The 13,563-nt window shown below is 43.0% G+C and carries 14 protein-coding genes; 10 read left to right on the top strand and 4 right to left on the bottom strand.

The features are described from left to right. The first annotated feature begins 38 nt into the window (after positions 1–38). The gene (locus tag R7Q11_RS12295; RefSeq protein ID WP_005377421.1) at positions 39–1,391 is read left to right on the top strand and encodes a hypothetical protein; all 1,353 of its coding nucleotides are present in this window, start codon (positions 39–41) and stop codon (positions 1,389–1,391) included. Between the two features lie 33 nt (positions 1,392–1,424). On the opposite strand, the gene R7Q11_RS12290 is transcribed toward R7Q11_RS12295, so the two are convergent. Beyond that, entirely contained in the window at positions 1,425–1,922 is a 498-nt protein-coding gene (locus R7Q11_RS12290) for a DUF4442 domain-containing protein (protein WP_005377418.1), read from the bottom strand. 371 nt (positions 1,923–2,293) lie between these two features. On the opposite strand from R7Q11_RS12290, the gene R7Q11_RS12285 reads away from it, so the two are divergent. Both R7Q11_RS12285 and R7Q11_RS12280 read left to right on the top strand, forming a co-directional pair. Then, positions 2,294–3,352 carry a 3-deoxy-7-phosphoheptulonate synthase gene (locus tag R7Q11_RS12285; protein ID WP_213914985.1) on the top strand — a complete coding sequence of 353 codons (1,059 nt, stop codon included), beginning with the start codon at positions 2,294–2,296 and terminating at the stop codon, positions 3,350–3,352. Positions 3,353–3,373: 21 nt separating this feature from the next. Then, on the top strand, positions 3,374–3,856 hold the full coding sequence (locus R7Q11_RS12280; RefSeq protein ID WP_005377415.1) for a YajQ family cyclic di-GMP-binding protein: 483 nt from the start codon (positions 3,374–3,376) through the stop codon (positions 3,854–3,856). 101 nt (positions 3,857–3,957) lie between these two features. Here the strand turns inward: R7Q11_RS12280 and R7Q11_RS12275 are convergent, their stop codons facing one another. After that, entirely contained in the window at positions 3,958–4,878 is a 921-nt protein-coding gene (locus R7Q11_RS12275; protein ID WP_213914984.1) for a bifunctional precorrin-2 dehydrogenase/sirohydrochlorin ferrochelatase, read from the bottom strand. 460 nt (positions 4,879–5,338) lie between these two features. On the opposite strand from R7Q11_RS12275, the gene R7Q11_RS12270 reads away from it, so the two are divergent. The 5 genes from R7Q11_RS12270 to R7Q11_RS12250 all read left to right on the top strand — a co-directional run bounded on the left by R7Q11_RS12270 (position 5,339) and on the right by R7Q11_RS12250 (position 10,575). Beyond that, on the top strand, positions 5,339–6,367 hold the full coding sequence (locus R7Q11_RS12270; protein ID WP_025766608.1) for an amino acid ABC transporter substrate-binding protein: 1,029 nt from the start codon (positions 5,339–5,341) through the stop codon (positions 6,365–6,367). A gap of 218 nt (positions 6,368–6,585) precedes the next feature. After that, positions 6,586–7,791, top strand: a complete 1,206-nt coding sequence (locus R7Q11_RS12265; RefSeq protein WP_225466469.1) for an amino acid ABC transporter permease — start codon at positions 6,586–6,588, stop codon at positions 7,789–7,791. A 1-nt stretch (position 7,792) separates the two neighbouring features. After that, positions 7,793–8,890 carry an amino acid ABC transporter permease gene (locus R7Q11_RS12260; protein ID WP_017821868.1) on the top strand — a complete coding sequence of 366 codons (1,098 nt, stop codon included), beginning with the start codon at positions 7,793–7,795 and terminating at the stop codon, positions 8,888–8,890. Positions 8,891–8,913: 23 nt separating this feature from the next. Next, positions 8,914–9,663 carry an amino acid ABC transporter ATP-binding protein gene (locus tag R7Q11_RS12255; RefSeq protein ID WP_005377400.1) on the top strand — a complete coding sequence of 250 codons (750 nt, stop codon included), beginning with the start codon at positions 8,914–8,916 and terminating at the stop codon, positions 9,661–9,663. Between the two features lie 249 nt (positions 9,664–9,912). Then, complete coding sequence (locus R7Q11_RS12250) at positions 9,913–10,575, top strand: Bax inhibitor-1/YccA family protein (protein WP_005377399.1); 663 nt, start codon at positions 9,913–9,915, stop codon at positions 10,573–10,575. A gap of 76 nt (positions 10,576–10,651) precedes the next feature. Here the strand turns inward: R7Q11_RS12250 and R7Q11_RS12245 are convergent, their stop codons facing one another. After that, positions 10,652–11,026, bottom strand: coding sequence for a chromosome partitioning protein ParB (locus R7Q11_RS12245; RefSeq protein WP_005377398.1), 375 nt, complete (start codon positions 11,024–11,026; stop codon positions 10,652–10,654). Between the two features lie 408 nt (positions 11,027–11,434). On the opposite strand from R7Q11_RS12245, the gene R7Q11_RS12240 reads away from it, so the two are divergent. Beyond that, on the top strand, positions 11,435–11,764 hold the full coding sequence (locus tag R7Q11_RS12240) for a TusE/DsrC/DsvC family sulfur relay protein (RefSeq protein ID WP_005377396.1): 330 nt from the start codon (positions 11,435–11,437) through the stop codon (positions 11,762–11,764). 2 nt (positions 11,765–11,766) lie between these two features. On the opposite strand, the gene yccX is transcribed toward R7Q11_RS12240, so the two are convergent. After that, positions 11,767–12,039, bottom strand: a complete 273-nt coding sequence (yccX, locus tag R7Q11_RS12235) for an acylphosphatase (RefSeq protein WP_005377386.1) — start codon at positions 12,037–12,039, stop codon at positions 11,767–11,769. Between the two features lie 90 nt (positions 12,040–12,129). Here yccX and R7Q11_RS12230 point away from each other — a divergent pair, with 90 nt between their 5' ends. After that, positions 12,130–13,533 carry a methyl-accepting chemotaxis protein gene (locus tag R7Q11_RS12230; RefSeq protein ID WP_225466468.1) on the top strand — a complete coding sequence of 468 codons (1,404 nt, stop codon included), beginning with the start codon at positions 12,130–12,132 and terminating at the stop codon, positions 13,531–13,533. Positions 13,534–13,563: the final 30 nt, after the last annotated feature.

Genomic DNA, 13,563 nt, shown 5'->3' with positions numbered 1-13,563 from the left:
ATAAGTTAAGAATGCTTTAGCAAAGTCAGGAGCTTTCTTTGGTCACCGTCGATAAACAAGACTCAATAACATTAAAAATCAGTCATGCACTCGCAAAGAGCAAAAGTGTCGACCTAGATATTTACTTTTTTATACCTGGTGAGCTTGGTTTAAACGCCGATATCATCAGTGAATCCGAATTTTATTACACCTCGATCACACAGCAACGATCTTATTACAGTACTGAAATCCTTCTTCCGCTAGTACACAGTCGACTTGCCAAACGTGGACGCCTGTCGAATCAGCAATACCGAGTAAGTTTGAGTTTGTTCGCTTACCAATACGTTATCGCGCTAGACAAAGCGGTAGCAAGTTTAAACAAGCATGAGAACAACTCCGTAACGGAAGATGAAGTGGACGAAGTTATCGAGCTCACGCTTGAGATCTTAAAGCGCTTGCGGCGTTCTATTCCTTATGAAGAGAACTTAAAACGCTACTACGTTAACATCGATAACTATCTGTCTTGGTATACCGAGCAAAAGTTCCTGTCACTGGTGGCTCATCTCCCACGTGAAGGCGACTATGGCACGATCAAGAAGCGCCTGATCACGCTATGTGAGAAAGAGCAAGCCCATCGTAAACTCAACAAATACAACTCATCAAGAGTCGTTGAAGACGTTACTCGCCTATCTAACAAAATGCGCTTGCTAAGGCGATTGATTGAACACCCTATCGTGCTTCGTGAAGAAACCATATCGATGGGTAACAACATTAAGCGCGCTATCAAAGGTATTGCAACCGGTTTAGTGATGGTTGTCGTGACCTCGACAGTGATTCTCGCTCGCGATTATCTGGGGGAAATTTCTGCCTCATTCATTATCGCGATGTCTTTTATTTACGCTTTACGAGAAATCTTTAAAGATGATTTACGCGATGCCATGTGGCGATGGATCCGTAAAGGCAAGCCAAAATGGCGTAAGAAGTATGTTGATCCAACGACGAAAAAAGTGGTTGGCAAAAAATTGGAGTGGCTCGATTATCGTACCTTAAGTAGCTTGCCGGATAAGATTCAAAGAATACGGAAAAAGCGCGTCGTGCAACGTGAAGAGCAGATTCTTCATTATCACGAGAAAACCGAAATGGCGACCTCTCTTTTCTTGAGTGGTTACGAACAAACGAGAGAAACATTGAACATCAGTTTACGCCCTATCATCCGCTTGATGGATAAAAGCTCAAACCGAGTTTACCGTTTAAATGAAGGTCAAGTAACCAAAGAGTCAGTAGAAAAACGTCATTTGCTCAATGTGATTGTCAAAGAGGACAACCACACCGATGAGCCTGTTTATTACCGCTGGAAAGTGGTCTTAAATCGCTCCAAAATCGTCTCTATCGAGAAGATTGAACTCAATTAAGCCAACGCCTTTAAACAAACGAGCCACAAACCACTAGGCAGCCTCTTTTCTTTGTTGGGCTGCTTTTTTTATCGAAAGAGTAAGCGAGAATTCAGCCATTGGCTCGTCACCATGTAAGTTAGGACACAGCGCGACAATTTTTACGTCACGATTTACTCGTTCACCCGTTGCCAAGGTGTGCTCGAGCATCTCATCAATGACATGACCATCATTGCAAACAAAGTGCACATCGGCTTCCGGGCGCTTTAAAAACTCGGCTTTCACACCTTTAAATGCTAGCGAGATCGCTTCTCCCTTTTCTTGCGCTTTACTCATAGCAAGAAAACCACCAGCAACATCAGCGCCAACGGCTAAAGCGCCGAAATACATGCTATTCAGGTGGTTCTTCGTCCTTCTGCGCAATGGGATACGAACCTCAACATGCTTGCTATCTATCGCAATGATTTTAGGGTGGCAAAGCCAAATCAGCGGCACTTTTGAAAAGCCAAACAGATTTAGATACAAATTCGCACGACGTAGAGCTGATAACATTTTGGTCTCCTTACCAATCTAGTCAGACCAGTTAATCAACGAAAGAAATAGATGTCAAAGAAATGTTAACAAAAGTCGATCTCACGAGTTATTTAACCTTCAGGAAGTGACGGCGTCACCCGTGAGGTATGAAGTTTATCGCAGTTACTTAGGTTACCTTACAGCGAGATAGATAAAATGGTTATAAATTCAAATGTATATATATTGATTTAATGATCAAGTTTTGTCATTTATACATAAGTCATTTAAATGAATACCTACACCTTTGTATACAATTCGGTATTTCCTGGCGAAGATTCCCGTGAAACGGTTTATTCCTGCCTGTAATTCCGTTATCTTTACCCCTTCGCAATAGAGAATAAAGCTATAACATGCCTATAAAAACAGATGAATTGAGAACCCAACCTTTGGGTCCAATGCCTACCCCAGCAGAGCTAGGTAGTGTACATCCTATTACGGATGACGTTGCAGACCGTATCGCTCAATCTCGTCGTCAGATTGAAAACATTTTATCGGGTGAAGACGATCGCCTTCTTGCGATTGTAGGTCCGTGTTCTGTTCACGACACTGAAGCTGCCATTGATTACGCCACTCGCCTGAGTGAAATCCAAGACAAGTACAAAGACGAACTGTTTATCGTGATGCGTACTTACTTTGAAAAGCCTCGTACAGTAGTTGGTTGGAAAGGTTTGATTACGGACCCTAACCTAGATGGTTCTTACGCACTTGAAGCTGGTCTTCATAAAGCTCGTAAACTACTACTGGATATCAACAAGCTTGGTCTTGCGACTGCTACTGAGTTTCTTGATATGATCACTGGCCAATACATCGCGGATTTGATCACTTGGGGCGCGATTGGTGCTCGCACAACGGAATCACAAATTCACCGTGAAATGGCGTCGGCACTATCTTGCCCAGTTGGTTTCAAAAATGGCACAAATGGCAACGTAAAAATTGCAATTGATGCAATTCGCGCATCGAAAGCATCGCATTACTTCTACTCGCCAGATAAGAACGGTCGAATGACGGTTTACCGCACAAGTGGCAACCCTTACGGTCATATTATTCTGCGCGGTGGAGAAAAAGGCCCTAACTTTGATGAAGCATCAGTCAAACAAGCATGTGATGCTTTAGCTGAGTTTGGATTGCCACAACGTTTGGTTGTGGATTTCAGCCATGCAAACTGTCAGAAGCAACACAGAAAACAAATCGACGTAGCTCAAGACATTTGTAACCAAATTAAGTCAGGCAGCACTCGTATTGCGGGTATCATGGCTGAAAGCTTTATTCTTGAAGGCAATCAGCCAATGACTGACATCAATAACCTAACGTATGGTCAGTCTATTACAGATCCATGCCTAGGTTGGGAAGACACTGCTACAATGCTAAATATGCTGGCAAGCGCTGTTAAGTCCCGAAAGTCCCTATAACAAAATAATCAAGGAATCTTCATGCCATCGTTTGATATTGTTTCTGAAATCGATACGGTTGAACTACGTAACGCCGTTGATAATGCTAACCGTGAATTGTCTACTCGTTTCGATTTCCGCAACGTAAATGCGAGCTTTGAGCTAGTAGAAGAAAACGTAAAAATGTCTGCGGAAGGTGACTTCCAACTTAAGCAAATGCGCGACATTTTACGCGGCCACTTAGCGAAGCGTAACATTGACGCGAACGCAATGGATGCACAAGACCCAGACGTTACTGGTAAAAACTGGCACCAAACTCTGCTTTTCCGCCAAGGTATTGATACTCCAACGGCGAAAAAAGTAGTGAAACTTATCAAAGACGCAAAGTTAAAAGTACAAGCTTCTATTCAAGGCGACAAAGTACGTGTTACTGGTAAGAAACGCGACGACCTGCAAGCGACAATGGCAGCGATTCGTGAAGCAGAGATGGGTATCCCATTCCAGTTTAACAACTTCCGTGATTAATCAATCTGAGAAGTAAATAAAAACGCCAGCGCATAACCGGCTGGCGTTTTTTATTGGCTTTAGTGTAACGAACTACGTATCCACTTTAGCATTTGGCATTGCTAGATAACTAAGTCCTGCCCTTGCAACAATACGAATTCGCTCGTTCCTTGTGGTATGAACACGCAAATACGAAGCTTTTCAGCTTTAGCCTTGGCCAGCATATCCGAAAGCTCAGCAGCGCTCGAGAAAGCTTCTCTTTCTGCATCTCTTCGTATTAGTTCTAACACATTCGCTTCACATCGAGTTGAGTACAGAGCCAGCTCCGCTTGTTGCATATAGCGTACGGCTTTTATTGGCAACATCTCAACATCTTTCCCAACATGTATCCAAGTACAACTTCCCTTTTCATCTAAAGGTGTTGCCATGGTCGCTTGGTAAATTGCTTCTAACTCACGATTATCTCGCGCGTTTTCCACCTCGGGATTCGAGAAAAATTGCTCCCAAAACTTGCGGCGTAAATCGACGCTAGGCAGTGCCTCTTTAATTGAGTTTCGCTTTGAGTTAGCAAAATCCGCCATCAACCCCATGTTTTGTGGCAGTATCGATTCAAGTTTTTCACGGATGTTTCGAATTAAAACTGGCGAAGCTCCACCACTAGAGATAGCGATTTGGATGCGGCCACGATTAATCATAGACGGCGTGATGAAATCACAATAAGGCTTATCATCCACAACGTTAACCAAGATGCCTAGCTCTTTGGCATCTTTGTACACTTGGTGATTTAGCTCAGGATTGTCTGTCGTCGCCCACACTTGAACAAAGCTTTTAGTGACAATGTCACTCGAATAGAAACGTTGTACCCAGCGCAGTTGATGCTCAGAAGCAAGCTTAGACAGAAAATCAACCAACGTCGGAGAAACGATAGTCACATCCGCCCCAGCCTTTAGCAACGCTTCCACCTTTCGGCTTGCCACCTCACCGCCACCCACGACGAGAACGGGTTTATTAATTAAATCTAAGAACAGAGGAAAATATCGCATTTCAATCCATGATTACTCTAATTAGCTGTTGTAGACCATGCTACCAAAAATGGGGCAAGCTCATCACCCTGTTTCGGTATCACAAATAATTTTTGTTTGAATTTTTACTGAACTTCACCTTGCTCAGCTAATGACAGTTTTAATAACAACTTTTTATTCTTTTGTATTGTTCACTCTTCTATTGATTGTTCTGATGCACCAAATTGTCCATGAATTGCACTATTTACAAACAATTAACATTTCGTCATTCTAAATCTCAAGGCACTTTGTAAGTTCTCTCAAAACTTCATTTAAATTATATATTTGAGAATTAACAGATCCTTTCCTACGCTTATAACTGGTTGATCTATCGAATGCCGTTTCTTCGAAAATCAATCACGTAGGACGATAACTCTAACGAATTGGACACGTTATTTCAGGTCACTCCTGATTAAACATGGATCATACAGGAAGGATACAAATGGCAAATAAACTCACAGTTCTTGCTTCCGTCGTAGCGGCTTCTACTGCGATGATGGCAACATCAGCTCAAGCAGCAGACACTACTCTGGACAAAGTCACAAAACAAGGCTTTCTTACTTGTGGCGTAAGTACCGGTCTACCTGGTTTCTCTAACCCTAACTCAAAAGGCGAATGGGAAGGTATCGACGTAGAATATTGCCAAGCACTGGCTGCAGCCGTTCTTGGGGATAAAACGAAAGTTAAATATGTACCCCTAACCGCAAAAGAACGTTTCACTGCGCTTCAATCTGGTGAGATTGATGTGCTTTCCCGTAACACGACCTGGACTCTCCACCGTGACACAGCTCTGGGCCTAAACTTCGTAGGTGTGAACTACTACGACGGTCAAGGTTTTATGGTGAAGAAGGAACTTGGTATATCAAGTGCTAAAGAGCTTGATGGTGCGTCGGTATGTGTTCAATCAGGTACAACAACCGAGCTAAACCTTGCAGATTATTTCCGCAACCAAGGCATGGCGTACAAACCAGTGGTATTCGACACAGCGGCGCAAACTTCGAAAGGTTTTGATGCGGGACGCTGTGACGTATTAACAACTGACCAATCTGGCCTTTATGCACTACGTTTGAATTTGAAAGATCCGTCCTCTGCGACCGTTCTTCCAGAAATCATCTCTAAAGAGCCACTAGGTCCAGTCGTTCGTCAAGGCGATGATCAATGGTTTAACATCGCTAAGTGGACATTGTCTGCGATGATTAACGCTGAAGAATACGGTATTAGTTCGAAGAATGCGGATGAAATGCTGAAGTCAACAGATCCAAACATCAAACGTATCCTCGGTGTTGATGGCCCTAAAGGCAAAGGGTTGGGTATCCGTGACGATTGGGGCTACCAGGTTATCAAACAAGTTGGTAACTATGGTGAAAGCTTCGAACGTACAGTCGGTACTGGTTCGCCATTAGAAATCTCTCGTGGCGTTAATGCGCTATGGAATGCAGGCGGCTTTATGTACGCGCCACCAATCCGATAGAAAGAGTTAATCAGGGCGGTTCATGCCGCCCTTTTTCTTGATTATATCTCACTGTATGAGTAAGGATCGCTCATTGGATGGCGAAAAGCGCTCGCTTTGTGGAACGGCTTTAAAGGTTCGTAAGCCGCTAGACATGAGAGCGTTATTCTTTAGCCAGCAAGGACGAAACTTCGTTATACAGGCCGATATCTATAACTAAGGTTTGAGGTTATCGCTGTATGAAACCGACACAAGATGCATCGCCAAGTACGATGTCCAAACCAAGCGGAAGCAAGAGCCTGATTTATAATCCTGCCTTTCGTTCTGCTATTTTCCAGATCATTGCCATTGCTGCACTGGTATTTTTCTTTTACACGATTGTAAACAACGCTCTCAATAACTTAGATGCTCGTGGTATTGCAACGGGCTTCGGTTTTCTGAATCAAGAAGCCGGGTTTGGTATTGGGTTAACATTAATTGAATACGATGAAACGTACTCTTACGGTAGAACATTTATCATCGGCCTTCTTAATACGGCGTTAGTCTCTGTATTAGGTATTATTCTGGCTACTGTGATTGGCTTTACCGTGGGGGTTGCCCGCCTTTCTTCTAACTGGTTAGTTAGTCGTTTAGCGGCAGTTTATATCGAAACTTTCCGAAATATCCCCCTTCTTCTGCAAATATTCTTCTGGTATTTCGCTGTTCTTCAAGCATTACCCTCACCACGCCAAAGCTTAAGTCTTGGTGAAGCTATTTTCCTGAACGTTCGTGGCTTATATTTCCCTGCACCGACTATGGAACCTGGCAGTAGCTACGTTATTGCCGCGTTAATCTTCGGGGTAATCGCAAGCTTATTAATTAATGTATGGGCGAATAATAAGCAACGTCTCACTGGGCAACAAACCCCAATGGGAAGAATAGTTTTGGGTTTAGTTGTTGGCCTTCCATTGGTTGTGTACTTCCTTGCTGGTATGCCAATTTCACTGAATTATCCTGAACTAAAAGGGTTTAACTTCCGAGGTGGTATTAGCATTATTCCTGAATTGGCTGCGCTACTTTTGGCATTGAGTGTTTATACAGCTTCTTTCATTGCTGAGATTGTGCGCTCTGGTATTAATGCGGTTAGCCATGGTCAAACCGAAGCAGCGATGTCGCTAGGCTTACCACGCTCGAAAACTTTAAAGCTTGTTGTCATTCCTCAAGCGTTACGAATTATTATTCCACCTTTAACCAGTCAATATCTCAACCTCACCAAAAACTCATCGTTAGCGATGGCGATTGGTTACCCAGATCTTGTCTCTGTGTTTGCTGGTACTACCCTGAACCAAACGGGACAAGCGATTGAGATCATTGCGATGACGATGGGCGTGTACTTGACATTAAGTCTGATTACGTCTGCATTAATGAACTTGTATAACCGTAAAGTCGCGCTGGTGGAGAGATAATATGAGTACTCATCAATTTCAACCGGATCTCCCGCCACCCGCCAATACTGTAGGCTTCGTTGGTTGGATGCGGAAAAATCTATTTAATGGCCCTATCAATTCCATTGTTACTGTCATTCTTGCGTATATTGTCGTAACTGCAATATGGTATATCGTGGATTGGGCGTTTATTAACGCAGACTGGATTGGCTCAACGCGTGACGACTGTAGCCGAGATGGTGCTTGCTGGGTATTTATCAGCGTGCGCTGGGAGCAGTTCATGTATGGTTTTTATCCAGAGTCCGAACTATGGCGCCCTCGCCTTTTCTATATCACATTGGCCATGTTTACTGTTTTACTCGCGTATGAGAAGACACCGAAACGGATGTGGATTTGGCTTTTCTTCGTAAACATCTACCCATTCATCATCGCTGGGCTGTTGTACGGGGGTGTCTTTGGACTAGAAGTGGTCGATACACACAAATGGGGTGGATTACTCGTTACGCTCATTATTGCGTTAGTTGGTATCGTAGTTTCACTGCCAATTGGTGTGGTACTTGCGCTTGGTAGACGTTCAGAGATGCCGATCATTCGCAGCATTTGTACCGTCTACATTGAAGTTTGGCGTGGCGTTCCGCTGATTACGGTTTTGTTCATGGCTTCGGTTATGCTTCCATTATTTATGTCTGAAGGTTCAGAGACAGATAAACTGATTCGCGCCCTTATCGGTGTGGTTATGTTTGCCTCCGCTTACATGGCAGAAGTGGTACGCGGTGGTCTACAAGCCATTCCGAAAGGTCAATATGAAGCCGCTGATGCGCTTGGGTTAAGTTACTGGAAAAAGACTGGGCTGATTATCTTGCCACAGGCGCTAAAGATTACTATTCCTTCTATCGTGAACACCTTCATCGGTTTGTTTAAAGACACCAGTTTGGTACTCATCATTGGTATGTTTGACGTACTCGGTATAGGGCAAGCAGCAAACACCGACCCTGAATGGTTAGGTTTTGCTACAGAAAGTTATGTATTTGTCGCGTTAGTGTTTTGGGTATTTTGTTTTGGCATGTCGCGCTATTCGATATGGCTTGAAAACAAACTTCATACCGGTCACAAACGATAACTCATCAAGATCAAGGACGTATTATGACGCAACAACAAGATTACATGATCCAATTGAAGGACATGAATAAATGGTATGGTGAGTTTCACGTACTAAAAAATATTAACCTCGACGTTAAGCGCGGGGAGAAAATCGTTATCTGTGGCCCATCTGGGTCGGGAAAATCAACGATGATTCGCTGTATTAACCGCCTTGAAGAGCACCAAGCAGGCAGCATTTACGTCTCTGGTACGGAATTAACTGAAGACTTAAAGAACATTGAAGCAGTACGCCGAGAAGTGGGCATGTGCTTTCAACACTTTAATCTCTTCCCTCATTTAACCGTACTGGAAAACTGTACGCTCGCGCCTATCTGGGTGAAGAAGATGCCAAAAGATGAGGCAGAAGCAGTTGCGATGAAATATCTGGAACGTGTTAAAATTCCAGACCAAGCGGAGAAGTATCCCGGTCAGCTGTCTGGTGGTCAGCAACAACGCGTGGCGATTGCTCGCTCTTTGTGTATGAACCCTAAAGTCATGCTTTTTGATGAGCCAACATCTGCACTCGACCCGGAAATGGTTCGCGAAGTACTGGATGTAATGGTCGAACTCGCCGAGGAAGGCATGACTATGCTTTGTGTGACACATGAAATGGGCTTTGCTAAAGAAGTTGCCGATCGTGTGATATTCATGGACGCAGGAGAGATCATCGAAGAAAACAACCCTGTTGATTTCTTCGAAAATCCTCAATCGGATAGGACCCAAAATTTCCTAGCGCAAATCTTACACCACTAAGATTTAGCCGAATCGACATAAAAAAGCACTGGTTTCTATGAAGCCAGTGCTTTTTGTTACTAAATTCAAAAATCTGTGTAAGAATCAACATAGCTATGCTAGGCAGTAATATTGTGTTACAAGTTGCCAAATACATAACATCTTATTTCTATTATTATTTTATCTAAGTTACGTATGGTTAGGGCTTGATTTTTTGAACTTTCAATCCCATAAATGTACTTAAAAGAAAGTCTCTTATCGAGGAAGATTATGAACAGTCCAATGTTTACCCGCACTTCAACTCAAGAAAGTGCTCTACAAACGAACAAAGTATTGCGTAATACTTACGCTCTACTTTCAATGACACTTTTATGGTCGGCAGTCGTTGCTGGCGTTGCAATGGCATTTAACCTTCCACATCCAGGTATCATCCTAATGCTGGTTGGTTTCTACGGCCTATTATTCTTAACAGAAAAAAACCGTAACAACAGTCTTGGCCTTGTGTTTACGTTCCTATTTACTGGCTTCTTAGGTTACACCGTTGGCCCTATTCTAAACATGTACATCGGTGCCGGCATGGGCGATATCGTATTAACCGCACTCGGTGGTACGGCACTATCTTTCATGGCAGCATCGGCATACGCACTAACAACGAAACGTGACCTATCGATGATGGGTGGCTTAATGCTATCACTATTTGTTGTGCTGGTTGTGGGCATGATTGCAAGCTTCTTTATTCAATCAACCCTTTTACACTTGGCGTTGAGCAGCTTGTTTATCATTTTCTCTACTATGGCGATCCTGATGACAACACAAGGCATTATTCGTGGCGGTGAAACAAACTATATCTCTGCGACAGTAACTTTGTATGTATCAATCTACAACATCTTCATCAGCCTACTAAGCATTCTAGGCATCATGAACGACGATTAATCGTTTCTCGTTAAGTAGAATCAAAAAGCCCGAAGGTAATTCCTTCGGGCTTTTTCTTTGTGTGCAATTCAGTGTATTACGCCTGCTCTACTGACAACTCGATAACTTCGTCAGCTTCTGGATTTTCTCTAAAGCGTCTCACTTTGATCGTTTCCTCTCCTAACATGATTTGCTTGGCGATTCGGTGCATACCGTCAAAAACACGATAGTCACTGGTTAAGATTACCGGATACGACAAATCAGCATTGTTGATTCGTTGGCAATGTTTTGCAATTTCACGGCAGGTTGGCTGTGGCCCTTCATGACTAAACCAAGTCACTTCATTTGGGCCTTTGATATCATCAATCGAAATTTCTTCTACAGGTAAGGATTCTGCAAGTTGCCAAATACGCTCGATGGACCAAGTGGATTTTACATTGTCATTAATCTCAATGTAACGTTGTTTCGACATGACTAACTCCTTGTCATCATTGTTGTTTCTAACCTGAATACAGGCTTTTATTAATCCAATGAGAATATCGGTCTATGAAAACAAACACAACGTTTAAGCTATTCATTCACCCATAAAATCCCATAATCAGACAAGTAGCCAAGAAAAAACCAAAACAAAAACGAATAAGCCTGGGTATCCATGCAATTTCGTTGGTACTCACCCCGTAAAATTTCTAACAAACTGAATAGTTTCCTATTTATTTGAATAAAAGAGCATTTATATCAAAGTGCCTAGCTCTGTCAAAAAGCACTCACCATTTTGTACGCTTTTGCTTCGCTCGATACGACTTCGAGATTCTTTTGTTGAGAACATTCTCGGCTGTCGCTAATCTATAAACATCCATGTTTACTTAACGGATAAAACGTTATGTTCGTTTACAACGGCAAAGAAATTGAAACGGATGCTCAAGGCTACTTATTGGATCATACTCAATGGGAAGAAGGTATGATTGAGCTTTTAGCAAAAGAAGAAGACATCGAGCTTACGGATGCTCATTTGGAAGTTGTGCATTTTGTGCGAGACTTTTATGAAGAGTTTAATACCTCCCCTGCAGTGCGTATGCTTGTGAAAGCGATGGAAAAAGCGCACGGCCCGGAAAAAGGTAACAGTAAGTATCTATTCAAGCTGTTTAAAAAGGGACCAGCCAAACAAGCAACCAAATTAGCCGGCCTACCAAAGCCAGCTAAATGCTTGTAGATTCATAAAATTTTAAAACCGCGTAACGGCTTATACGACGCAGGCTCCTGCATCACTTGCTCTACTGTTGCCGTTCGCGGTCCTTCTTGTAACCATTCCGAAAACGCAACTATTTGCGCGTCTGTTCCACACGCCATCACTTCAACATCACCATTGTTTAGGTTCTTCGCATAACCTGTTAACCCTAGCTTCAATCCTTGATGGGAAGTATGGTAACGAAAGCCGACGCCTTGAACGTGACCTTTTACTATAAATCTCTCACACTTTACGTTCATCTTTGTACCGCTTCTTTTTACTGAGTGATATATTCTTTTCGTCTATTCACCCCACTAAGGATAGTGGGTTTTTGCACGGTTATTATAATTATGAAAGAAATTCCATTCCGCTGGATTGATAAGTATCTCATTCACTTAAAGATTCAAGAAAAGTTCTATTTGCTCTTCGTTCTCCCTCTTCTTGCTTTAGTCATTCTCACTCTCGTCCTTAATAGCGCGGCTAATACACTGATCTCAAGTATGTACCAAGAAGAGCTCATGCTTATGAAAGGTCTGATAGAGGCAGGCAACCTTTCTCAATCTCAAGTAGCAAGCCTCATAGCGGGTTCAGAAACCGTTTCTATTGGCTCTGGTTCGCAATCCGTGTCTGTTTTAAATGGTGCGTACAGTTTGGTTGCGAACCATGAACTTTCTTTATGGACTGCCCTATCAACGACTCAAGTAAGCATCATCTGTGTGAGCTTGTTTATTCTCGCTCTTGGCGTTTACTACATCATGACGTTTATTGGCGGCGCGATGTTCACGATGAACAAAGCCTTAAACACTCTTGCTGGTGGCGACCTAACTGCGAGAATGAACTTCTTCCCTGTTCGCGACGAGTTTAGTGAAATTGCTATTACGATAGACAAAGTTGCAGAACGAGAGCAACAAATGGTGCTGTCGATTCAAGAGTCTGTGGCGTTAATGCAACAAATTAGCTCAGACCTGAATCAATCGATTCATCACAGTTCAGATATTTCAGCGACTCAGCAGGAACACCTCAACTCTCTTGCGAGTGCAACTGAACAGATGGCATCAACGATTCGAGAAGTCGCGACACTAGCTCACGATTCAAGCACGCAAACCGATGATGCACGTAACGTGGCTCAGTCTGGACAAGTGAAAGTTGAGAATACGCTTCACTCGATTTCGAACCTTTCTAATGAGATTCAATCTGCGTCTCAAGCCGTTGCCGAGTTAGATACCAATGCAGCACAAATTGATGAAGTAGTGACAACAATCAATGGGATCTCCGAGCAAACCAACCTACTTGCTCTGAACGCGGCTATTGAAGCTGCACGTGCTGGAGAACAAGGTCGTGGATTTGCGGTCGTTGCGGATGAGGTTCGCGCTCTTGCGGGACGCACTCAGCAAGCGACAGTTGAAATCCAAACGATGATTGAATCATTACAGCGTAACAGCCAGTCGCTTACTAAGCTGATGGAAGTGACAGTTAATAATGCAAATGAGGGACAAAACCTCATGACGGAAGTGAATCACGAAATCGGCTCTTTGGCAGATAAAAATCAAACTATCTCCGACAGTAGCATTCAAATTGCAACAGCAGCTGAAGAGCAAGGTGTAGTCGCGGACAATATCGCCTCAAGCGTTGAAGAAATTCGAGTTCAAGCAGATAACGTGTGCAATATGATAAGCACGACTTCACAAAACGTAGATCAACTGCGTAAGCAAAGCGACACAATGGAAGCACTACTTACTGGACTTAAAGCATAGCAACGGAATCTATTACAGCAAATTCAATAA

It is taken from the genome of Vibrio sp. 970 (assembly GCF_033339075.1).
This window is presented reverse-complemented; position numbering and strand designations above follow the sequence as displayed.